The sequence below is a fragment of the Pseudomonas sp. So3.2b genome (genome assembly GCF_019464415.1).
Classification (GTDB): Bacteria; Pseudomonadota; Gammaproteobacteria; order Pseudomonadales; family Pseudomonadaceae; genus Aquipseudomonas; species Aquipseudomonas shahriarae.
Genome location: NZ_CP080494.1, coordinates 5,130,296 through 5,153,821, shown reverse-complemented (window position 1 = coordinate 5,153,821; position 23,526 = coordinate 5,130,296). Strand labels below are relative to the sequence as shown.

The 23,526-nt window shown below is 60.9% G+C and carries 15 protein-coding genes; 10 read left to right on the top strand and 5 right to left on the bottom strand.

Going from position 1 to position 23,526, the window contains the following annotated elements:
• Nucleotides 1-90 precede the first annotated feature (90 nt).
• Nucleotides 91-324, top strand: coding sequence for a VF530 family DNA-binding protein (locus K1X80_RS23170; protein WP_057438302.1), 234 nt, complete (start codon nt 91-93; stop codon nt 322-324).
• A gap of 4 nt (nt 325-328) precedes the next feature.
• Nucleotides 329-955, top strand: coding sequence for a Pr6Pr family membrane protein (locus K1X80_RS23165; RefSeq protein ID WP_220172523.1), 627 nt, complete (start codon nt 329-331; stop codon nt 953-955).
• 106 nt (nt 956-1,061) lie between these two features.
• On the opposite strand, the gene K1X80_RS23160 is transcribed toward K1X80_RS23165, so the two are convergent.
• On the bottom strand, nt 1,062-1,829 hold the full coding sequence (locus K1X80_RS23160; RefSeq protein ID WP_198800179.1) for a siderophore-interacting protein: 768 nt from the start codon (nt 1,827-1,829) through the stop codon (nt 1,062-1,064).
• A complete protein-coding gene (locus K1X80_RS23155) occupies nt 1,826-2,398 on the bottom strand; it encodes a PadR family transcriptional regulator (RefSeq protein WP_057958564.1) in 573 nt (190 codons plus the stop codon). The genes K1X80_RS23160 and K1X80_RS23155 overlap by 4 nt, the downstream gene beginning before the upstream one ends.
• A 490-nt stretch (nt 2,399-2,888) precedes the next feature.
• Between K1X80_RS23155 and K1X80_RS23150 the strand changes: the two genes are divergently transcribed.
• From K1X80_RS23150 to K1X80_RS23120, 7 genes are all read left to right on the top strand, one after another.
• Nucleotides 2,889-3,380 (top strand): CS1 type fimbrial major subunit, encoded by a 492-nt coding sequence (locus K1X80_RS23150; RefSeq protein WP_057958565.1) that lies wholly within the window; start codon nt 2,889-2,891, stop codon nt 3,378-3,380.
• Between the two features lie 117 nt (nt 3,381-3,497).
• Entirely contained in the window at nt 3,498-6,023 is a 2,526-nt protein-coding gene (locus K1X80_RS23145) for a CS1-pili formation C-terminal domain-containing protein (protein WP_220172522.1), read from the top strand.
• Between the two features lie 581 nt (nt 6,024-6,604).
• Nucleotides 6,605-7,288: a hypothetical protein gene (locus K1X80_RS28425; RefSeq protein WP_309500923.1), complete on the top strand. Its 684-nt coding sequence runs from the start codon at nt 6,605-6,607 to the stop codon at nt 7,286-7,288.
• 641 nt (nt 7,289-7,929) lie between these two features.
• On the top strand, nt 7,930-8,577 hold the full coding sequence (locus tag K1X80_RS28330) for a hypothetical protein (RefSeq protein ID WP_057438309.1): 648 nt from the start codon (nt 7,930-7,932) through the stop codon (nt 8,575-8,577).
• A 15-nt stretch (nt 8,578-8,592) separates the two neighbouring features.
• Nucleotides 8,593-9,333, top strand: a complete 741-nt coding sequence (locus tag K1X80_RS23130) for a hypothetical protein (RefSeq protein WP_057438396.1) — start codon at nt 8,593-8,595, stop codon at nt 9,331-9,333.
• 56 nt (nt 9,334-9,389) lie between these two features.
• Nucleotides 9,390-9,860 carry a CS1 type fimbrial major subunit gene (locus K1X80_RS23125; RefSeq protein WP_057438311.1) on the top strand — a complete coding sequence of 157 codons (471 nt, stop codon included), beginning with the start codon at nt 9,390-9,392 and terminating at the stop codon, nt 9,858-9,860.
• A gap of 9 nt (nt 9,861-9,869) precedes the next feature.
• Nucleotides 9,870-10,610, top strand: a complete 741-nt coding sequence (locus K1X80_RS23120; protein ID WP_057958568.1) for a hypothetical protein — start codon at nt 9,870-9,872, stop codon at nt 10,608-10,610.
• Here K1X80_RS23120 and K1X80_RS23115 read toward each other — a convergent pair.
• Nucleotides 10,607-13,696, bottom strand: coding sequence for a transglycosylase domain-containing protein (locus K1X80_RS23115; RefSeq protein ID WP_198830320.1), 3,090 nt, complete (start codon nt 13,694-13,696; stop codon nt 10,607-10,609). The two genes, K1X80_RS23120 and K1X80_RS23115, sit on opposite strands and share 4 nt — an antisense overlap.
• 616 nt (nt 13,697-14,312) lie before the next feature.
• Here K1X80_RS23115 and K1X80_RS23110 point away from each other — a divergent pair.
• Nucleotides 14,313-15,731, top strand: a complete 1,419-nt coding sequence (locus tag K1X80_RS23110) for an amino acid permease (RefSeq protein ID WP_057958570.1) — start codon at nt 14,313-14,315, stop codon at nt 15,729-15,731.
• A 51-nt stretch (nt 15,732-15,782) separates the two neighbouring features.
• Here K1X80_RS23110 and K1X80_RS23105 read toward each other — a convergent pair whose 3' ends face one another.
• Together K1X80_RS23105 and K1X80_RS23100 are read right to left on the bottom strand one after the other, a co-directional pair.
• Nucleotides 15,783-22,271, bottom strand: coding sequence for an NEL-type E3 ubiquitin ligase domain-containing protein (locus K1X80_RS23105; RefSeq protein WP_220172521.1), 6,489 nt, complete (start codon nt 22,269-22,271; stop codon nt 15,783-15,785).
• A gap of 62 nt (nt 22,272-22,333) precedes the next feature.
• Entirely contained in the window at nt 22,334-23,470 is a 1,137-nt protein-coding gene (locus tag K1X80_RS23100) for an OpgC domain-containing protein (RefSeq protein ID WP_220172520.1), read from the bottom strand.
• Nucleotides 23,471-23,526: the final 56 nt, after the last annotated feature.

Below are 23,526 nucleotides of genomic sequence, written 5' to 3'. Positions count from 1 at the left end.
AACGGCTATAGTGAACACGGTGCTTCCGCCTGCCTGGCCTCTCGGCTAAGGTGCGCGGCTTCCTCTTTATTTACTTGGCAAAGGCCCGGCATGACCGCATCGAATAACAACCCCCTGCACGGCGTTACCCTGGAACAGGTGCTCACTGCACTGGTGGCGCATTACGAATGGGAAGGCCTGGCCGAGCGCATTGATATCCGCTGCTTCAAGAACGACCCGAGCATCAAGTCCAGCCTCACTTTTTTGCGCAAGACCCCGTGGGCGCGGGAGAAAGTCGAAGGCCTGTACGTCAAGCTGATGCGCACCAAACGCCCGCTGGACTGATCCCATGAAGCGCTTTATCGCGTCAGCGGCGCTGGCCGGCTGGGCGGGCCTGGCGATCCAGCAGTACCTGGTCCTCTACTCACGCTGGATGGCCGATGCCAGCCTGTTGGGTGGGTTGGTGAGTTTCTTCAGCTTCTTCACGGTGCTGACCAACACCCTGGCGGCGGTGGTGCTCAGTTATGCACTGGTGAATCGCCCTTCAGCCGGGCGCCGCTTTTTCCTGCAGCCTGCGGTCAGCAGCGGGATAGCGGTGAGTATCGTCGTGGTGGGGCTGGCGTATAGCCTGCTGCTGCGGCATTTGTGGAGCCCCGAGGGCTGGCAGTTTATCGCCGACGAATTGCTCCACGATGTGATGCCGCTGCTGTTCCTGGGGTATTGGTGGCGGTGTGTGCCCAAGGGGACGTTGCGCCTCAGGCACATCGGCTATTGGGCGATCTACCCGTTGCTGTATTTCGTGTACGTGCTGTTGCGCGGGCATCTGCTGGGGCAGTATCAATACCCGTTTATTGATGTCGACACCTTGGGATATCCACAGGTGTTTATGAATGCGGGGGGGATATTGCTGGGGTTTGTGGCGGTGGCGTTGGCGCTAGTGGGGCTGGACAAGATCCCCAAGGTAACGAAGGACTAATGTGGGAGCGGGCTTGCCCGCGATTGCAGTGGGTCAGTAGCAAATGTGCCGACTGATACAGCGCAATCGCGGGCAAGCCCGCTCCCACATTTTGACCGAGTGAGTCCTATTCTTCGTCGCTGCCCTGGGCTCGCCAGTAGCCCACGGCCTTGACGAACTCGTCGTTGAGCTGGTGCTTATCCAGCAGCACCCGCCGAACCTGGCGTGACAGCTTGGTCTCGGTAGCCACCCAGGCATACAGCGCCCCGGCCGGTGGCTGCAGGTGCTCCACCGTGGCCAGCAGGTCATCGACCCCGCGCATCACCCAGATCACTTCCACATCCGCCGCACTGTCCAGCGCCTGCCTTTCGTGCTCATCGGCAATTTCAATCACTGCCAGCACCTTGCGCCCCGCCGGCAGTTCTTCCAGGCGCCGGGCAATGGCCGGGATTGCGGTTTCGTCGCCGATCAGCAGGTAGCTGTCGAAGATATCCGGCACGATCATCGAGCCCCGTGGCCCGCCGATGTACAGGTGTTGGCCGACGGCAGCCTGCTCGGCCCAGGTCGACGCCGGGCCGTCGCCGTGCAGCACAAAGTCGATATCCAACTCCCCGAGGGCCAGGTCGAAACGCCGTGGTGTGTAGTCGCGCATCGCCGGTTGTGGGCCCTCGCCCTTGATGGTGAAGGTCGGGCTTTGCAGCGCGGCCAGTTCGGCGGCGTTCTGCGGGAACAGCAGCTTGATATGGTCATCGCTGCCCAGGCTGATAAACCCGGCCAGTTGCTCGCCACCCAGGGTGATGCGGCGCATGCGCGGGGTGATATCGACCACCCGCAATACCTGCAGGCGGCGGCGTTTGATCTCGTGGGTGACGCGGTGGATGACGGGCTTGTTCATTCACTTTTCCCCTGTACAGGTTGGACGGCCGGGCCATCCACAATGGCTTGGGCGGTGCTGTTGAGCAGCCCCGCAACACGGGTGATTTCTTCCGGGCTCCAGCGCCCGTGGTGCAGTTGCAAGGCATGGCGCAGGTTGTGCACCGCCTCGTGGATCTCGGGTGGCCGGTCGTGGCCGCGCAGCGAACGCTTGCTGACGTCGATGCGCATGCGCACACCGTCCAGGGCAATTTTCTGTTCACTCAAGAAGAGACGTCCGGCGTCGGTGATTGTGTAGCGTTTTTTCCCGCCTTCGGCGTCGCCACTGATCAACTCGCTTTCTTCGAGGAAGGTCAGGGTGGGGTAGATCACCCCGGGGCTGGGGCTATAGGCGCCGTCGAACAGTCCTTCGATCTGGCGGATCAGGTCGTAGCCATGGCACGGCTGTTCGGCGATCAGCGCCGGCAGGAGGATTTTCAGATCGCCCGGGGCAAAGACCCGGGGCCCCCGGCCACCGCGCTCGCGGCCTGGGCGTTTCTCGAAGCCGTCGCGGCCGTCACCGGGTTCACGGTGGGAATGATGGTCTCTCATTGTCATGCTCTCTGTGGGTATCTAAGACATAACGTAAGATATATCTTATGACTCGAGCAATGCCTTCTGACGAACGGTAGGGCGCCAACCCCGGGTGCTATCACCGGCACCACAGGCCGATTTATAAATGGTCGGTTTAAATGGCATTGTGGAGTTTTTGCTCTAAAGTAAGTTCTGCTTAGCTATAGCTATTCGTGTACTCCATTTCTTACGGAACGATGTCTTATATAGGTAAGCCGAACTAATGTTGCATGTATTACCGGGATGACAGGTAATACGTGACTTATTGAGTTTTCAGGATTTTTTCTGCCTGCATAGAGGGTTTGATAACTACGCGCTACACGGAAATAGCTGGCTTACCTGAAGTTGGAATCGGCAGATCATTTACTTGCGTCTTAGGACTCAACTTGGAGTTGGGCTTGTGGCGCGTCATGAAGTTTCGATCGAGTCGAATCTTTAACTTACTTAAAGTGACAACAGGTATTTAACGATGCTGAAAAAAACTGCTTTCGTCCTGCCACTGGTCTTGTTGGCTATCGGCTCTTCCAGCGTGTTTGCTGCCGGTGAAGCCACCAGTGTCATCAACATCAAGGCAACCATTCCTACCAAACAGTTCCACGCCCAGCCGGTGGATCCGGATTTCGGTAAGGATGAAACCATGTCCTACAACACCGTCACTGGCCAATTGAGCCAGATCCGTGCCACCTACGCGGTAAAAAATACTGACGGTTCGATCAAGGCCTACATCGAAGGCGGCCCGGCATCCCTGAGCAACGGCACGTCCTCCATCCCCCTGACCACCTCCTTCAACGGCGTGACCCTGACCGGTTCGCCACTGGAAGTCGTGGATGACGCCAGCTCCACCCCGGGCACCCAGGCCGACATGGTGGTTGTGGCCGCCAAGCCAGCCGACACCGACGCAGGCCTGTTCACCACCAACTACACCGTGGTGTTCGATCACGAGCCACGCGTTACGCCGTAAAGGCGACCTGTTGATCAGTAAGCATCGGCTTATTGCTTAGCCCTACCGATCGACAGGCAGTCGCTGTCGGTTGATCGGTATTCAAGTATTCCCTGTGCGTAATCAGAGTATCCGTTCATGTTCCCGATGATTTTCATCGCGGCAGCGCTCGCCTTGTTGTTTTGTACGGGGGCGTTTGCAGCTGACGCGGCAACTGGCACAACCCCAAGAAGTTTGCTGTCCCAGGCCAAGGGTTTACCGGCGGACTTCGAAGAGCATTTTTTTGATGTGCCGTTGGCGGTACGGGTCGAACTGGATGAGGAGTTCGTCTCTGAGGCGATGATTGTCCTCACCCGCGACGACCGCCTGACCCTGCTGAATTTCACTGACCATGAAGGCAGTGTGATCAAGGATGTCGAGCGCGACCGCTGGGGCGACTACCTCAAGCAGGGTGTGCCGTTGGGGGCCTGCGAAAGTGGCTGCCCGGATCAGTTGCTGGCGGTGCACTACAACCTGGAAAAGTCCCTGCTCACATTGCTCACCGAGAATGCCGAGCGTGAAGGGCAAGAATCGAAGTACTACTCCCTGCCCACGGGCGGCAGCACGGGCCTGATCGTGCGTAACCAGCTGAATATCAGTGGCGGCCAGGGCCAGGACCTGGGCGGACGCCTGGGGCTGGACGCCAGCGGCAGCCTGGGCAATTGGAACCAGGTGCTGAACATGCAGTTCTCGCGCTTGGGCGGCCCGGATGACGATGCCCTCAACCACGCCGTGTACTCGTTGTACTCCCAGCGTGAAATGCACGGTGAGTTCCTGCGCCTGGGCTATTTCACGCCTAACGCCGAAGGCCTGACCCGGCAACTGCGTACGTTCGGCGCGAGCCCCGACACCGCCGTGGGCGTGATGTACGGCAGCTCCGACAGCCTGATGATCAGCAATCCCAAGCCGAGCATCTACCCCATTTACGTCACGGCCAATCGCCAGGCCTCGGTCGAGATTTACCGCAACGGGCTGTTGATCAACACCCAGGCCGTTACCACAGGCTTGCAGAGCCTGGACACACGGCCCTTGCCCGGCGGCATCTACGAGGTGGAAGTGCGCCTGGTGGAAGACGGCCAGATCACCAGCACCACCCAGGAGTTGGTGTACAAGCCCAATAACTGGCGCAATCTCGACAACCGCTGGCGCTACAACGTTTTTGCCGGGCAAGAAAGCAAACTGCTCAGCAACTGGGACGAGCAATCCAGTGGCGACCTGACCGCCGGTGCCTCCCTCAACTATCTGGCTCACCCGCGAGTGGTACTGGGGTTGTCCGGGCGCCAGGTCAAGGACAACATGCAGTACGGCACGTCCGTCGACTGGTCCCTGGCCAATAACGCCAGTCTCTACGCCAACATCTACCAGACCGATAACTACGGCACTGGCGTCGACTTCAACAGCCTCTACAACTATGGGCTGGGCAGTGTGGTGTTCAACCACACCCGCAGTTGGCTGGACAACCGTAACACCTACGAAACCCTGCCCGACGGCACCCGCATTCGCCAGCTCGATATCTTTGTCGGCCAGACCAGCCAGTCGTCGCTGTCCGTGAACCATCGCCTGAGTAACCTGCGTTCCATCAACGCCCGGTTGGCTTACAGCGAAGGCAACGTTCAAGGTCTGGGGCTGGACCTGGGCTGGACCGAACGGGCTCACCTGTTTGGCAACGACGCCAACTGGCGACTGTCGCTGTTCGACCGTCCTGCCAGCTCCAGCACCGGCGACAAGCGCAATCGCGGGGTCGACCTGAGCGTCAGCCTGGCCCTTGGCAGCCCGGGCGAACAATGGTCGGCCAGCATCGGTACACGCACCTCCCGTGACGGTGGCCGCGACAACAACGGCTCGCTGAGCTATCGCCGCGACCTGCAGGATCATGTTCTGCAAAGTGTTTCGGCCACCGCCCTGGTTGACACCTACGGCGTCGGGCTGTCCGGCATGGCCAGCTTCCAGACCGATGCGGTCAATGGCGATGGTTTTGTGCAGCGCTCATCGTTCAATAACGACCTGACCGGTGGCCTCAACCTGGACAGCACCTTTGCCGTCGGCGGGCAGCGGATGGTGCTCACCAGCCAGTATGCCGGCAGCGGTTCGGGGATGATTGTCGACGTTGAAAGCGATGTGGACGACATCGTCCTGCGGGCCGATGACTTGAGTGGCGGCAGCACCATCTTGCGACCTGGGCGCAACTTCATCCCAATCGCCGCCTACAAGGGCAGCTCGGTCAGCTTCGACTTCGACGGCAACCACGCACCTGCGGCCAACATCCAGCCGCCGCGCACGGCCTACCACCTGAACAAGGGCGGCGTGGACTATCGCAAGATCAGCGTGATGCGCACCGTCACCGTGCTCGGGCGCCTGGTGGACCCCCAGGGCAAACCGCTCAAGGGCCACCACATTCTCAACCACGCCAGCCGTGGGGTGAGCGAGGTCGATGGGTTCTTCTCCCTGGAAATGAACGCCAGCTCGCCGACCCTCGAAGTGCGGCGTCACAACCAGCTGCTGTGCCAGTTCCGCCTGGATACCGCCAATGCGCACAGTGAAAACGACGTGCTGATGATTGGGGATTTGCGCTGCACGCCGGACACCCTGGCCGACTCCACCTTTACCCAGCAGACCGCAGGTTGAGTGGCATGACGAGATTACCGACCACCATGAAACGCATCAGAACTTTGATCTGCCAGTTGGGAGGCGTAGGCGCTACGTTGTTGTTCAGTTCGACGGCGGTGGCGCTGACCCAGGACATCACGGCCGTGTTTACGCCGGACCCCAGCAATCCCTTTGTGAACACGTTTCGCAATACCACTCCTATCAGCTCGATCTGTGAGTCCCACATTCCAAATCAATGCAAGGCATTGAACCTGTTCAGCCTTCGGATTCCCGCCTTCGACGCCTTGAGTAACGCCCCCATCCTGGCCAACCACCAGGATGAGCGGCAGGGCTTTATGGTCCAGGTGCCGTCGAACTGGCGTGATGCGCAGGTGACTCATACCAGGACTGGGGAAGTGGAAACGGTACAGATGCGTATTGCGGGTTTCGGGGGGCTGTGGACTATGCCTCGCCCGCCCGGTGTTTCTGCATGGGCGCTTCCAGGTTCTGGTTGGGGGAATCAATGGGCCAGGGCCCCTAGCCCATGTGTCAGTACTGGACACCTCAAGGCTACTGCTCAGACGGCTACCTATTTTTGGATCGTGCCGGAAGGGGCGGGTGTGTGTAGTCGCCAGCCGACTCAGGACATCTCCTACTTTCGTATCTACCAAATGGAATACGCCTATGAAATCCGTACGCCTAACCCGCTGGGCATGTCCAGCGGCGAGTACACCGGCAGCCTCACCTATACCCTGGGGCCACGGGGAGACTATGACTTCGGTGATGTACTGATTCCCACTGACAACCAACTGACCTTCAATTTCGCCCTGGAAGTGCAACACCAGCTTCAGGTGGACGTCCCCCCGGGCGGTAACCGTGTCGAACTGGTGCCCCAGGGCGGCTGGCAAGGCTGGGTGAACCAGGGGCGCAAGCCGGCACGGTTGTTCCGTGACCAGACGTTCAATATTTCCGCCTCGTCGCGCTTCAAGATGCAGATGGCCTGCGATCAGGTCGTAGGGGACACCTGCGCCTTGAAAAACACCACGGACGGTCATGAAGTGCCGCTGGACGTCAGCGTCAGCCTGCCCCATGGCCTGAACCGTGAAGACGGCAGCGCGGTGAATCGCCAGCCGCTGCTGCTCAGCGGCGCCGGCACCGAGCAGTTCAATCCGGGCTTCTACGTCAACAGGCGGCCCGGCACGTTGCACTTCGAGGTCAAGAAAGATTACGCCGAGCAGATGCTCAGTCGAGGCGGTAGCACCTACACGGGCCAGGTCTCAGTGGTCTGGGATTCACAAATATGAGCTGCCGTCAGATAGAGGCCGTCAGTGGTAGCGGCATGAATGTAGCGAAGTGGCTAGGGCGTGGCTCGCAGGTGGCGGCCAGCGTGTTACTGGCGTCGCTGGCAATGCCTGCAATCGCAGTGGAGATGAGCATTCATGCTGAGTTTCGGCCGGACCCTGCACAGCCGCACTTGAATAAGTTCGAGAACAAAACGCCCAGTGTTGGTTACTGTGTGTCATTCCCTGCCCAATGTAACTCCTTGAACATATTCAGCCTCAGGGCTGCTATTTCGGCTGAGACCGTGACGCAGATCTCTGCGTTTCATACGGATCAACGGCAAGGCGCAATGTTTAAGGTCCCAACGGAGTGGCAGGATCTGACCGTGGTGCATCGGCAGACTCAGGAGACCGAGACGTTAAAGGTACGGATCATGGGGGTCGGTTCGACATATTCCATTCCCAACCTGATTAGCCTGGTCGGAGGGGGTGTGACCCCTTTGCAGGCTCATCAGAGAATGTGGACCGGCTCCAGTTGGGTGTACCCGCCGCGCACCTGCCTGGGCACCGGAGTGAGCCTTTATGGGACGATAACCTATGGGTTTTTCTGGCGAACACCCGTCGGCTCTCTATGTGCCAGACAGGCCAGGTTCGACATTCCCACCATGCGCTTAAACAGCCTGGAGTTTGCCTATGAACTCATCACGCCCAACCCGTTGGGCATGTCTTCAGGGGAGTACATCGGTAGTCATCAATACACCGTAGGGCCCGGCAAGGACTTCGATTTGGGCGACGTGATGATGCCCAGCAGCCCTACGCTGACCCTGAATTTCACCCTGGCGGTGCAACATGACCTCAAAGTCGAAGTTCCCCCCAACGGCAACCGTATCGAGCTGGTGCCCCAAGGCGGTTGGCAAGCCTGGCTGAATCAGGGCCGCAAACCTGCGCGTCTGTTTCGCGACCAGACCTTCAGCATTTCTGCCTCGTCGCGCTTCAAGATGCAGATGAGCTGTGAGCGGTCTATCGGCGACACCTGTGCCTTGAAGAACACCACCGACGGCCACGAGGTGCCGCTGGACGTCAGCGTGAGCCTGCCCCATGGCCTGAACCGGGCCGACGGCAGCGCCGTGATTCGCCAGCCGCTGCTGCTCAGCGGCGCCGGTACCGAGCAGTTCAATCCGGGCTTCTACGTCAACAGGCGGCCCGGCACGTTGCACTTCGAGGTCAAGAAAGACCACGCCGACCAGATGCTTGAGCGCGGTGGCAGCACTTACTCGGGCCAGGTCACGGTGGTCTGGGACTCGGAACTTTAAATGAGACTGATGAAGATGAAACATCTGTTGGCGCTGTGTGCGCTGTGCTGGTTGCCGATCTCGGCACCGGCCGCTCCCAACATCAATGTCGGGGTGTTCTATGACTACCTGGACGGCGATAAAAGTACCTACCTCAAACGGGTTTTCAACGGCGGTGACAGCACGGCATTTATCAAAGTCTCGGTGATGGAGATCCTCTACAACGCCGACGGCACCTCCGAGGAAGTGGAGCTCAAGAGTAACCTCGAGAACACCGCCCGCGACGGCTTGATGGCCACCCCGGCACGCCTGATCGTCCCTGCCGATGGCATGCAAGGCACACGTTTGCTGTACCTGGGCGAGCGCGACAAAGAGCGCTATTTCCGCGTGCGTTTTGTGCCGGTGATGCCGGAGCCGGAGGACGATTTTGCCGTCTCCAGCGACGAGCGCGAGGCCTATAAAACCAACCTCTCGGCCGGCGTCACGGTACTGGCGGGGTTTGGCACAGTGTTTTTCGTGCGGCCCAAGGTCACGCGCTTTGCCACCCGTATCGACGATCAGCCCACTGAGTACGGGATGCATAACGATGGCAACAGCGTGGTGGTGGTCGACCAGTTCAAGGACTGCGCCAGCGACGGTGCCCAGGAATGTTTGCCCGTCACCAAGAACCACATCCTGCCGGGCCGTGCCTTCAGCTTCCCCAAGCAGGCAGGGCGTACGTATCGCTTCACTCTGGTCGAGGGCAGCGAGAAAAAACCATATGAGGTCAAAGGCTAATGGTCATTGAAAGAGCACATAGGCACGGGCACCGCCCATGCAGAGGCTGCAAAGTCGTGTTGGCAGCACTGTTGCTGGTGGTTGTCACGTTGCTCAGTACCCAGGCCCACGCGATCCGTGAAGAGCAGGTGTTCGAGGTCTCCGTCACCATTCCCACCGCCGACTTTTATGTGCTGCCGATCAACCCGGTGTTTTTGGAGCGTGAGCAAGAAATGGCGTGGAACCTGGTGACCCGCACGCTCAAGCCGTTGCGCGAACACTTCGACGTGAAAAACAGCGCCGGCGGGATTGTCGCGCGCCTGGGCGATCTGCCGGTGCTGTCCAACGGCCGGCGCCTGATCCTGTTGAACGTGTCCTTCAACGGCCAGGCGCTGGACCTGACGGACACCCTGGTGGTGCCCGCCGATCAAGCGCGGGTCGGCAAGCGAGTGCTGTTGGACATTGCTGCCGTCGAGCCGGAGGACGGCTACGTGCCGGGCGACTATTTTGGCAGCGTTAACCTGATATTCGACGCGTTGCGACCGTAAGAGGTGGTTATGAAATACGTTTATGCAGTACTGGGCGCGTGGCTGTGGTCCTTCAATGCCTATGCCGGGCCGGCCATCAATGTCGGGGATTTTTACGATTACTTGAATGGCGACAAAAACACTTATCTCAAGCGCGTGTTCAATGGCGGCACCAGCACCGCGTTCGTCAAGATCAATGTCACCGAAATGCTCTACAAACCCGATGGCAGCTACGACGAAGTACCGCTCCAAAGCCAAGGCGACGGCATGGTGCGCGATGGCCTGATGGCCAGCCCGGCACGCTTGATCGTGCCCGCCAATGCGATGCAAAGCACGCGCTTCCTGTTTATGGGGGAGCGGGACCGGGAGCGTTACTTCCGGGTGCGCTACTTGCCCGTGGCGCCGGAAAAGGACGATGACTTTGGCGTCAACGACGAGGACCGCGCGGCGTATGAGGCGTCATTGACGGCAGGTGTGCGGGTGATGTCGGGGTACGGCACGGTGTTCTTTGTGCGGCCCGAGCACAGCCGTTTCGATACCCGCACCGAAAACGGTGGCCGCACCTACACCCTGCGCAACGCCGGCAACACCGTCGTGGTGGTGGATGAGTTCAAGGACTGTTCGGTAGCGGATCGTACGGACTGCGCCCCCGTGACCAAGAACCATATCTTCCCGGGGCGGGTATTCAGCTTTGAAAAACAGGCCGGGCGGACCTACCGGTTTTTCCTGGTGGAAGGCAGCTCCGAGAGAGTCGTCGAGATCAACGGCTAGGGCGCGCTGCACAAGGTGTGGCCAGCGGGCTGCAGATAGGGCGTCAGCACCGGCGCCATGCCCTTGAGCACCTGGACCGGCAGCGCCGAGGTAAACGTGAAGTTCTGCGCACCGCTGCCGGGGACAAAGGCGGTCAAGGTACCGAAATGCCGATCGCCGATATAGAACACAAACGTCGCCGTGCGGTTGATTGCCTTGGAACTGAGGACGCGCCCGCCGGCGCCAATGGCTTCGATGCGATTATCCCCGGTGCCGGTCTTGCCGCCCATGGCCAGTGGCGTGCCGTCGGCCAACTTGAAGCTGCCCGACAGCCTTTTTGCGGTGCCTGCGTCTACCACCTGGGACAACGCACTCCGTAGGGCTGTGGCGACTTCGCTGGGCATCACCCGCTTGCCTTTATCGGGGTGGTTCACCAGTCGGGTTTCATAGGGCGTGCCAGGGGCGAAGTGCAGGCTGTCGATCCGCAGCGTCGGTTCACGTACCCCATCGTTAAGGATCGTCCCTACCAGTTCCGCCAAGGCTGCCGGGCGGTCACCGGAGCTGCCGATGGCGGTGGCCAGGGACGGCACCAGGTGGTCGAAGGGATAGCCAACCGCCTGCCAGCGCTGATGAATATCGAGGAACGCCTCAATCTCCAGCATGGTGCGGATACGGGTGTCCCGGGCGCTTTTGTGGCGGCTCTTGAACAGCCAGCCATAGACTTCCTGGCGCTCGTACTGGCTGGCGGCGACGGCCTGGGCGAAGGTGGCGTCGGGGCTGTTCAGCAGGTAGCCAAGCAGCCACAAGTCCAGTGGGTGGACCTTGGCGATGTAACCCTGGTCCGGCAGGTCATAGGCGCCGGGGCCGTAGTCTTGATAGAGCTTTTCCAGGCGTGCATCGGTAAGTTTTTCCGCGGCCTTGGTCCCGGTCAGATGGGAGCGCACAAAGCTGTTGAAGCTCTGCTGGCTGGCCTGGGGCAACAGGTACCGGTGCACGGCGGCCAGGCGAATGGCGGTGGGGTGAATGCTGTCGAGAAAAGTCGCTAGCCGGGCCTGGGTGTCCTTGTTGCGGTATTTTTTCCAGAACCGCAGCAAAAAGGTCTTGCCCTCGCGGTCGGCGAACTGGGCCAGGTATTCCTGGCGGCGCGGGTCGCTGTCGTCCTTGAGCAACTGGGCGCTGTTGCCCGGTGCCTGGTAGGTGCTGTAGCGCACCAGGTCACGCATCAGCCGGATAAACGGCAGGTTGATGGATTCGCGCAGGGCATCACGCAGGGTCGGGTTGCGGCCATTGTCTTCGTTGCGAAAGTTATTGAAGCGATGCAGGCCGCCGCCGGTAAAAAAACGTTCGCCGGGGCTGGCGGAGTACTGCCGGTCGAGGGCCGCGTCGAGCATGTTCGCCAGGCTCCGGTCGCTGTTTTGCACCAGGTAATCCACGGCCCAGCGGGACAGGCGGTCCTGCTCGTCGAGCACGACTTTTTTCAGCGCGGCGGGCGTCTGCCCGGCATAGCGCTCGTGCAGTTCGCCGATGATTTGCAGGTAGGTGGTGAGCACCCGCAGCTTGGCGGTGGAGCCCAGTTCCAACTTGCTGCTCTCGTTGATATCGAAGGGTTGGTCGGTGTTGTCGGTTTGCACCCGCACCCGGGCGCCGTCGGGTGTCATTTCGTAGAGGTTGAAGCTGTAGCGCACCTGAGCGGTGCCGGCCGCGGTCAGCAGGCGCGGGCCGAGCAGGCCGAGTTGGCCGGCAACGCTCGGGTCTGCCAGGCGCTTGAGGTACTCGGTGGCCTGGGTTTGCAGATCGCTTTGCAGGGTACTGGTGGCGGCCAGGTCGAGGCGGTCCAGGTCGTACAGCGAACGATTGAGCAGGGCGGCCAGGCGGCTGCGGGCGACGCTGATGCCCTTGTTGGTTTCGATTGGCCGGAGGGTGGGTTGCTGCTGCCAGTCCCGATAGTTGACCTGACTGGCCAGGGCCGCCGTGGACAGTGCCGGTTCGATCACGCCGTTCTGGGCCAGCAGGCGGATATGGCTGTCGGTGAGCTGCGCCAGTTCATCGCGGCCCTTGGTCAGGTAATGGGACGGGCGGCGCTGGGCAATCATCAGCGACAGCACTTCACGCAGGGCCAGGCCTTTTTGCGCCAGGGATTGTGGGTCGCTGCCGGCGAGCAGGGCGTTGGTCTGGTTGAAGTCCGCGCCGTACCACACCCTCAGGCCCTCGGCCATGCCATGCACTTCGCCATGCCCCGGCACTGCCGACAACGGCACGCTGTTGAGGTAATCGCGCACGAGGTTTTGCCGTGCCTTCAGCGTCTGCGGACCATTCTGATAAGTGCGCACACTGGCGGAAATCATCTGACGAATTTTTTCGCCGCCGGACAGGGTCAGCCCGTCGGGGGAGTGGCGGTACTTTTCCAATTGCGTGGCGAGGGTACTGCCGCCCGCCGTCTGGCCGGGCAAGTGCAACACTTTGGCGACCTGGGACCAGGCGGCCTTGGCAAAGCGCGGCCAGTCCACGGCGGGGTTGGCCTGGGGCTGGGCGGGGTTGAGCAACTCGCGGTTTTCGATAAACAGCAGGCTGTTGACCACCAGTGGCGGGATATCGGCAAAGGAAGGGTAGAGCTGCTGCGGGTAGCTGAACTGGTACAGCGCGGTGCCACGGCAATCGGTGATCGACAAGCCCGCCTGGACTTTCTCGGCATAGGGCACGAACAGGCCGTGGCGAGTGTGGTTCATCAGCGCGTCGGAGAAGCGCGCCTGGGACTGGATCAGGTAATCGCGCTTGAGCAGCCTGGGTAAGAAGTCACCCAGGGCGCTGTAGCCCAGGCGCTGATCGAACGGGCCGGCACCGGGGTAGACGATGGCATCGCTGGGGCCGGGCTGCACGCTGTAGGTCAGGGTTGCCGCCAGGCGACTGAACTCCCGCGCCTGCCACTTGGACGTGCGCATTTCCCGGGAAGCGGCAAACCCCAGCGCGATCAGGCCCATTACCAGCAACAACCACAACATACGCCAGGCATAGCGTCGTTTGCGGGGCTTTTGGGGCGGTGGCTGTTCATCCGGGCTGTCGGTTGGCACCGCAGCCTTGGCCGAATTGGTTTGCCACGAAGCACCCATAGTCGATTGATCCATTCACGCAGATTGATCGGACTTGTCTGAAGCTTAGACGCTGGTAGGCGTGTAGGAAGGATTTGTGTGGAGTGTGAGATTTTGGCCGAATGCACGTGGCGTGGTGCGGGGGGATCTACCTATCTCTCCTGTGCAGTTGTTTGGGTGGGTGTGCATACCCGTTGTTTACAGCCAGCCCTCTGAATGTCTGCAAACACCGCGAGCGGTGGTCAGGCAAGGGGACAAGCCCCCACGCCAGCACACCGCAGGGAAGGCCCGTCCTAGAGCCATCCCCGCAGGTAAATCCGCCAAAGGTAGGGGCATGACTGTGCACCATCCTTGTGCAATACTCGCCGCCGTTTAATGAAGGCAATTCCTACATTGCCCAGGTGATGCTCCTCCGTAAAAGGCGCTTTTGCCGAGAGTTCTCGCTGAATCTTGCTGTTTATTGAGTGAAAAGCCCTGCTCATGGCTTTTTATACTGCACCCCCGCTGAGCGGGCCCGGTTTCTAGGGCCAGGCAGGTTTGCCCAAAAGGCAGCCTGGCAGGAGGGCGTCGTGGCGATCCGCCGTGATGCCGGACACTCGGTGGTTCATATCCAATAACAAAATGAGGTTGTACCCCTATGCCTGTTGGCAACCATCTGCCCCATGGCGAGACCGCTCAAGGCGGTCCGCTCAAACGCGAACTCGGCGAACGGCATATTCGCTTGATGGCGCTCGGCGCCTGTATCGGTGTCGGTCTGTTCCTCGGTTCGGCCAAGGCCATCGAGATGGCCGGCCCGGCAATCATGCTGTCCTACATCATTGGTGGCCTGGCGATCCTGGTGATCATGCGCGCCCTCGGTGAGATGGCCGTACATAACCCGGTGGCCGGTTCCTTCAGCCGTTATGCCCAGGATTACCTCGGCCCGTTGGCGGGCTTTCTTACCGGCTGGAACTACTGGTTCCTCTGGCTGGTGACCTGCGTTGCGGAAATCACCGCCGTTGCCGTGTATATGGGCGTGTGGTTCCCCGATACGCCGCGCTGGATCTGGGCCCTGGCGGCTCTGATCAGCATGGGCACGATCAACCTGATCGCGGTAAAAGCCTTCGGTGAGTTCGAGTTCTGGTTCGCCCTGATCAAGATCGTCACCATCATTGCCATGGTTATCGGCGGTGTCGGCATCATTGCCTTTGGTTTCGGCAACGACGGCGTGGCGCTGGGGATTTCCAACCTGTGGGCCCACGGCGGCTTTATGCCCAATGGCGTGCAGGGCGTGTTGATGTCCCTGCAGATGGTGATGTTCGCCTACCTCGGCGTGGAAATGATCGGCCTGACCGCCGGTGAAGCGAAGAACCCGCAGAAGACCATCCCCAATGCCATCGGCTCGGTGTTCTGGCGCATTCTGTTGTTCTACGTCGGTGCGTTGTTCGTGATCCTGTCGATCTACCCGTGGAATGAAATCGGCACCCAGGGCAGCCCGTTTGTGATGACCTTCGAGCGTCTTGGCATCAAGACGGCTGCCGGCATCATCAACTTCGTGGTGATCACCGCCGCGCTGTCGTCGTGCAACGGCGGGATTTTCAGCACCGGGCGCATGCTCTACAGCCTGGCGCAGAACGGCCAGGCCCCGGCGACCTTCGGTACCACCTCCAGCAACGGCGTGCCGCGCAAGGCCCTGCTGTTGTCGATCTTCGCCCTGCTGCTGGGGGTGTTGGCCAACTACCTGGTACCGGACAAGGTCTTCGTATGGGTCACCTCCATCGCCACCTTCGGTGCGATCTGGACCTGGGTGATGATCCTGCTGGCCCAGCTCAAGTTCCGTAAGAGCCTGAGCCCGGCCGAACAGAAGGCCCTGAAGTACCGCATGTGGCTGTACCCGGTCAGTTCGTACCTGGCCCTGGCGTTCCTGGTACTGGTGGTGGGCCTGATGGCTTACTTCCCGGATACCCGCGTGGCGCTGTATGTGGGCCCGGTGTTCCTGGTATTCCTGACCGTGCTGTTCTACGTGTTCAAGCTGCAGCCGACCCAGGACGGTCTTGGCGCGCAACGTTCGGCGTAATCCCCTGACCCCTGGCCTGCCTGTTTGCTTCACAGGCAGGCCAGTCGCGCTTCAGACGTGCATCAACGTTCGTTGCGTGCCCTCGGTCAACTGACGCACAAGGCGGTTCTGTTCGGCCGTTTCCTCGTCGAGCAGTTGCTGGTGGCGTGTCCAATACTCATCCGAGTCCTTGGTCGGAAACTCCTGATTCAGCGCGCCGACTTTGTAAGCGATGGTGCCCTTGACGGTGAAAAACGCTTCCGGCTCGCTGCTGGCCAGATACTCGATCCAGAAGTCGGTCATCAAGATTGCTTCCTGCAACGCCGGTGACTGGCCGAGTGCCCGCAGACTCCTGCGCGCTTCATTGACCACCTCGTCGGTGACGTAATCATCCACGGTGTACAGCAACTCCAGTGGATAAAACGGCAGGTTGAATTCACGGGCCAGTTTGTCCCGCAGGTAAACGGTGACCTCGGCGGGGTCGACTTCAAGCCCGGCCTGCTCGCGCTCAAGAATAAACCGGTCGCAAAAGTGATCCAGCTGGTTCAGGTAAAAGCAGCTCTTGGCCAGCTCCAGCAATGCCCTGTCGGCCAGGTAACTCCTTGGCTGCTGCTTGGCCTGATGGATCCGGTGATGCAGCTCCATGTTGGTAAATGCCAACAGGACGCTGTCGCCGCAATTGCCTGAGCCATAGGTATTGAGGCACACCGCGTTGCGCAGTTGCGTCGACTCGCCCATGGCGATCAGCAAGGTCCAGACCCGCTCGGTCAGGCGCGCCCTCGATGCCGTGTGGCGATAGGCGTGGGTCCGCTTCAGGTCACGCAGCACCCGGAACACATCATCGGCCCTGGCGGTTTCATTCGCTTTCAACTGTTCCCACAGCTCTCGGCGGGCGGGCACGTCTTGTGCCGCGACGCCTGTCAGCCAGGTGTCGAGGTCGTTTGCCGCTACGGGAGCATGGGCCGGTGTGCGAAGTTGCCCGCCCAGGCGGATGCCGGTATCCAGGCGGTATGTGTCGATGCGCGCCAGGGTCTCGGCGGACAACGGGTTTTCATGGAGCAGGGTGTTGCGATTGGCAGTTTGCAGCCATGGGTTGGTGAAAACCTCTTCAGGGACGGTGGTGATCCCGTTTGCCTGCAAGTGCAGTTCTGTCAGGCTTGGCAGGGCGCTGGCGCCGATGGGCCACTGAGTGATGCCTGTATTGGCCAGGTGCAAGGTATTCATCTGCAGCATCCGGCTGACATCCGGTACGAGGGTCAGGTCCGGATTATCGTTCAGATCGAGTTTCTGCAGGTTGACCATGCTTGCCAGGCGTTGCACAGACTCTTGGGTCAAGTGCAGGTCGTTGTCGTTCAGGTCAAGGTGGGTAAGTGTGGTCATGTCGGTGATCGCCTGAGGCAGTTCAGTCAGGCGACAATCAATGCGCAATGCCTTGAGCTGGGTGAACTTGCCAAGAAACTCCGACCCTGTCGCAGGGAACGCATTGCCGGAAATCCGCAGGTATTCAATGTGATTGAAGCCGGTGGTGCCCGTCAGGAATGACGCAGGAGGCAAGCCTTCGTCGTCCAGTTGCAACTCCAGCGAGGGCACGTTGAATAGCCCGGCGATGTAAAACGTAGCGTTTTCCTGACGCCATGCGCTGCGCAGTTGGTAGGCAATATGGCGTCGCCTTCCGCGGTTCATGCCCAGGGGATCGTTGAGTTCGTTGTCGGTCGGCAACAGGGTTTCACTCCAGCGCGACAGCTCCACATCCATGGCCTGATACTCCGCCTGGCGGCGTTCCAGCTCGAGCAGTTTTTCTGGGTCGCTCATGTTCAATGACTGCAGCAGTCGCCGTGCATCGTCATTGTTGAAATGGGGGTACAGCTCTTGGACCTTGGCCACCAGGTCCGGTGGCCGGGGGCCGCGAAAAGGCCAGATTCGTTGCCATAACGGATACACCAGGAACGAACGGTCAACGCCCATCGCCGGTTGCATCCAGGGTTGCAAGTGTGGGATATCCAGCAGGCCCTTGATTTCAATACGGCGGGCGAAGGCCAGTTCGGCAAGCTGGTACTGCAACTCGGCGATACCGCTTTGGGTGTCAACCTGAATCAAGCTCTGCTCGGCAGCAGACAAGGTACTGAGAATGACCCGCAGCAATCTGTTCGATGGCTGGCCCAGCGGTTCGCCCTGTTGGTCATAGGCCTGATAACCCCGGTTGGTCCTGGCGATCGTCTTGCGTGATGTCCCCACCAGATGCCCTGCCGTTTCCAGCAAGCGTCCCTGGTTGTCCCATTCGCGAATATCAATACGCAGGGTTTTCGGCCAGGCGGGCAGGAGTCGCAGCAGGTACAGGGTGATCCGGTCGCTGTCGGCATTGGCGCAGGCATCCACATACAGGCCTTCGTACGCACGGTTCAGGCGCAAGTCGTGGGCACTTGTGCGCGCCTGTTCCGCCAGGCGCAGGCTCAATTGGTTGTGCTTATGCAGTTGTCTGAGCTCCCGTGACGAGGCCTGGCCCAGGATCGCCTTGACCGTGCTGGTGGGCAGTTCCGGGTGTTTGGCCTTGAAACGCCGCTCTTGCTCGGTGCCGCCGGACTCGCTGCGTCGGTACAAAGACTTGAGGAGTTGCGCCCGCTCCCGTTCGGTGTACTCGACGATCCGGGTGACCAGTTGGACCAGACGCTGCTCGGTGGTCTTGGGGACCTGCCCCAGGAGGCCCTCGATAACGTCATCGTGGGGGACGATGGCCTCGAGCAGCCGGGCACTTTTGAACTGCGCATCGGTGACCGTCACCACCTGGTTGTCGGGCCGCTGGTGCTCGGGGTATTGGTGGGTGACGCGATTATCGCGGTCGACAATCTGCAACACGTGGGTGTCGGGCCATCCGGGCAGGCTGGAAATCACCAGCAATTGCAGGTCCGGACGGGCGAAAGGGTTGCTGGGCAGGGCATACATCGCCTCGATGAACCGGTTGATTTCCTGGTCGATGCGCAAGCGCTTGCACGTATCGGCCAGCAGCGGCGGCGATGCCCGATTGCCACGGTGTATCTGGCGCAATACATGGGGCGGGGTGTCGGTCAGGGCGAGAATGGACGTGGCCATATCCTTGGGGAATGCGTAGTGGTCGCTGCCGAGGCGATAGAGCAGGCTGTGGTCATCCCAGCTCATCGGGTTCTCGCTGGACAGGCGCCAGGCACCTTCACCGTTGTGCTCCAGGGTCGGGGTGTCGACGCCGACCTTTTGCGGGTGCATGAGCCGCCACTTGAATACCCGTCTGTCATAGATGATCCGATACCAGGAGCCAAACAGGGGCAGGTAATGGTCACCGCTGAGGGGAAGCAGGCCCAGGGCATCGAGCTGCAGTTTGTGTGGCAAGGACAGGGTGTGTTCGTACTGCGCCAGCGAACCGTTGGCCAGCCTGACAAAGCCTGAAGGGCCGCGCTGGTTGCTCATGTAGTCGCCCAGGGTAGCGCGCAGGCCCAGGGCATCGGTTTCGCTGCTCATGCTGAGTAGCTGCCGTTCATGGGGTTGCAGCACTGAGCCAATGGCCAGGTAGAAGCTGTCCACCGCCGGTGACACGGCAATCGTGCCGGCATTGCGCATGTCATAGGCCTCGTAGACGCCTTCGCCGAAGTGGCGCAGTTCCACGGTGAGGTCGTCGGGGCCGCTGGAGACATAAGGGCTGGCGATGGTGTCAGCGATCACTTCGGTGATGACGAATCTGCGTTTGAGACGTTGCTGTATCAAGGCGGAAGCGAACTCCCTGGCCCATTGGTCGGCGTCGTTGTTGAACTGACGGGGGTGATACAGCGCGTCGATGGCGGCGTCGATGCGCAGGGCGGTGCGGTGAGTCTCCAACAGCTCATAAAAGGCCGTCGGCAAAAGCCCGCCACGCAGGTAGGCCTGTTGTTGGCTTGGGCTCAGTGGATGCTGTTCCAGCAGCCGTTGGAGCAGTGCCGGTGACAATGGGCTGTTGAGGTCGCGCATTTTTTTCAGCAGCGGGGTGACGGCCACCAGGGGCTCTGCTGCCTTGACCGGCAAGAAACGCCGGACAGTGGGGGGCGGCAGTTGCTCGCTTTTTTCATAACTGGCGTAGTTCACCAGGGCCGCGAACAAGGCTGTGCGTTCGCGCCGTGCCAGGTCTGCAACGGCACGGCGCACTGCCATGATCCGCTGGGCGGGCGTGGCATCGGCTTGCTCCGTCAGGCCCAGTTGCGAGGTGTCGGGCTGCAGGCTGATGACCAGGTCCAGCAGGGGGTCGGCGCGGTAGCGCGGCTGGCCGCGATGACGTTCGGCCTGGTAACTGCCGTCTTCGTTGCGCACGATTGTCAGGGTCGTCAACCCAGGCACCCGCTGTTCAGTCTTGCCAAAGGTTTCGATCACTGAGCGTTGTGGGTCGCTGATGCTCAACAGGACTGCGGCGGGCCACTCGGGCAGTTGGGTCAGCAGGCACAGCACCACGCTATCGCCATAGGGGGGCAAATAACCGGCTTCGTGGAAGTGTTCGATAATCTGCTGGATCACCTGATCGGCCTGCAGGCGCCGCACGCCTTCGATCAGGTTCAGGGGGGGCGGTGCGCCGCGCCAGACATTTTCCAGGATGGCGCGGGAGGTGGCGGTGCTGCGCAGCATCCGTTCCAGGTCGACCGGGGAGATGATCGACGAACCATTGTGCAGCATCTGTTGCAGCAACTGCGTATCCGACAGGTCTCGGGTGTGGTGCAAGTCGAAGGTCCAGGCTTGCAGGTGCGGGGCAAACACAATCGCAGGCTTGTAGGCGCTGCGGCTGTTCTTGAGCACGTAGCGCTGATTGTGCTGGTCGTGGATGACCTCGGCCACCAGGGTCTGGCGCTCGTGCTGCAGTTTGACGTACTGCCTGCCTTGTACGGTGAACACGCACAGGGCATCGGCACTTTTACCTTCGAGCAGGTATTGCTGGTCATGGGCGTAGTGGCGGGCGTCGGGTTTCCACAATTCATCCACGCCGTCGGGGCGCGTGACCTTGCGCGGGTTACCCAGCTGTTGCAGGTAGTGGAGCATGCGCTGGCGATGGGCTTTGCCGGCAACGCTGATCAAGCGCCCGCTGACGGCCAGATCGGCGACATCGGTCAGGGTCGAAGCGAAGCCGCTGGCGTCGCCCTTGATGGCCTCATCCAGACCTGCGCTGACGCTGTAGGTCATGCTGCCGAGCACCGCCAGTTGCATGACCCGATTCATCCCCGTGACCCCACCGGGCAGGGGGGTGAGCAACAGTTGCAGGACTTCGTTGGCGATAGCGGCGGTGGCGTCCTTGAGCGCTTGCCAGTCGGCTTCGGAGCGGGTGTTGGCGAGGGTGTCGATATCGGCCTGGCAGCGCTGGATCTGGCGATAAGTCAGGGCTTGCAGCAGGGTTTCGGTGGGGCCGGTGGCAGGGTCGGTGGCGAAATGAATGTCGTTGAGCGTCTGTTCCGGGAAGGCTTTGTGAAAGCCGTCATACAGAAGCCCGGCCAGCCAGCTCATGCCCTCGGGGCGTGGTTCCTGGGTCAGCAACGGCCGGAACAACGACAGGCCTACCAGCGGCAATTGGCGGGAAAACCAGCCGAGGTCGCCTTGCTGGTGACTGTCGAGCAACTGCTGGCGAAAATCAGCCTCGGCCGAGCGCGCGTCGCGGTGGTAGCGGAACGCGCCGCCGGGGCGAAAGGGGAAATAGGACAGCACCGCGAGGCTGGCCACTCTGATCAGCAGCAACGGAACGGGAATCGCACTCTGCCAGGGCACAAAGGGCACGGCAATCACGGGGGTGACGCCGGAGGTCAGGCTCAGGCTCTCGACGACCAGGGGCGGCCCGTTGCCCTCGATCAACGCCGTGAGGCTGTCGTATACCGCCTGGGTCATGCCGTTGTGGGCACGGTTGCGCCAGGCGTCCAGCGCATCGAACCGCAAGAGTGCCAGCGCCGCCTCGCTCATCAACCGGCGCAGCGTGCCGTTCTCGCCGAGTGCGGCCTTGATCTTTACTTGCAACTGGTGGCCCAGGTCCAGCTCGCGGGCGATGGTGATGAACGCCCGGGCGCTGAGGCTGCGATCGCCATCGGGGCCGACCACGCGGCTGGCGTCCACCAGGCTGTAGCCGGAGTCCTGGCGAATGGCGGAGGTAAAGCCGAAATTCACGCAGGCGGCTTCCCACAAGGTCATGCTCTTGATGTGTTCGATTTCGCGCAGATTGCTATCGGAGCGGCGGGGCACGCGGATATGGCTGCCCGGTTGACGATCCCAGGGCAAGGCATGCTCGACCTTTTCCAGATAGGTGGTCTCGAAGCGGTATAACTGCGGGTCGCGTCCGCCGATCCGGTTGCGCAACTGCATCAGGCTGTCTGTCTTGAAGGCCCGGACCACTCGCTCTTTCTCGGTTTCAACCGCCGCCAGGGCTGCGAGAGCGTCGCGTTGCAGCTGCAGAAAGCGTTGTTTTTCCTGGGTGTCCAGGCCATCGAGGGCCTGGAGAACGTTGCGCTGGATCAGCTCCAGCGCCTGTTGTTGGGCCCAGGCGGTACTCGATTGCAGATTGCCAGACAGGCCGTTGAGTAATTGATGAGTCGGCATGTGCTCTACCTTTCACGATAAGTGGAAGGTAGATGGAATCAGCCCGCACCCAGGCTCGGGGGCTAACTATTTAAGGGGCGTTCGTCACTGCGCCGAGCCAGGTTCAGTTGCTTGTTGAACTCCAGCCATGCCGCCAGCCCAGCCATCAACCCCAGGCCCAGCAGTGCGCTGAATATCTGCATCGGCCAGGCGTCGTCGACCTGGGCGTTGAGCATATCCGCCAGCGGCGCCAGTAAGACCCCCAGGCAGAACACTTCCAGGGAATAGCGCCCCATGCGGCAGCTTTGTTGCGCCAGCCAGTTTTGTGTCCAGGCGCGGCCGGGCAGCAGCTTGGCGGTGACATAGGCCAGGGCGAGGAAGTGCAGCAGGCGCACCGGCGACAGATCGGTCTTGCTGATCGGGTACAGCAGGTTACTCAAGGCGGCGGGCATCAGCTCATCGTGGATCTCGGGCCAGCGCCAGGACACGGTAATCACGCCGGCCAGCAGTGTGTAGGTGGCGGCGGCAAGAAACAGCGGTTGTCGCTGCAACGGCCGGGTCTCAGGTGCATGGGGCTGCCCGGCGCGGATTGCCGCCGCGCCGCCGAGCACGAACAATAACTGCCAGGTCACCGGGTTGAAGTACCACACGCCATCGGCAATCGCCGCCAGGTTCCAGCCCAATTTGGGCGCCAGCAGGTACACCACCAGCGACACCGCCACCACCGCCAGGGGCGCGCGCACCAGTACCGGCAGCACCAGCGGCAAACCGAGCAGCAACACGATGTACAGCGGCAGTGGGTCCATCAGGTTGGGCTTGAAGCGCAGCAGCAATTCATCGGTCAGGGCTTGCTGCGGGTTGGTGATGAAGTGCGTGAGGCCCATTTCCTGGACCAGGTCGCGGGTCTCCACCTTGCTGTTGGCGAAGAAGACGATGCCCATCAGCATCGCCAGCAAGAAAATATGCACCACATACAACACCCAGGTACGGCGCAGGATTTTCAGGCTGGCCATCCAAAAACCTTCGCGCTGCAACACTTTGCTGTAGGCCAGTATCGAGGCGTAGCCGGCGAGGAACACGAAGACTTCGGCGGCATCGCTGAAGCCGACGTTACGCAGGGTGATCTGACCAAGGGGGTTGTGAGGCACGTGATCCCAAAAAATGAAAATCAACGCCAGGCCTCGAAAAAAGTCGATGCGCGGGTCGCGTCCGTTAAGCATGGCTCGGGCTCTTGAACAGTGGGTTAAATACTGACCCGCGGGTGTCGGCAATGATC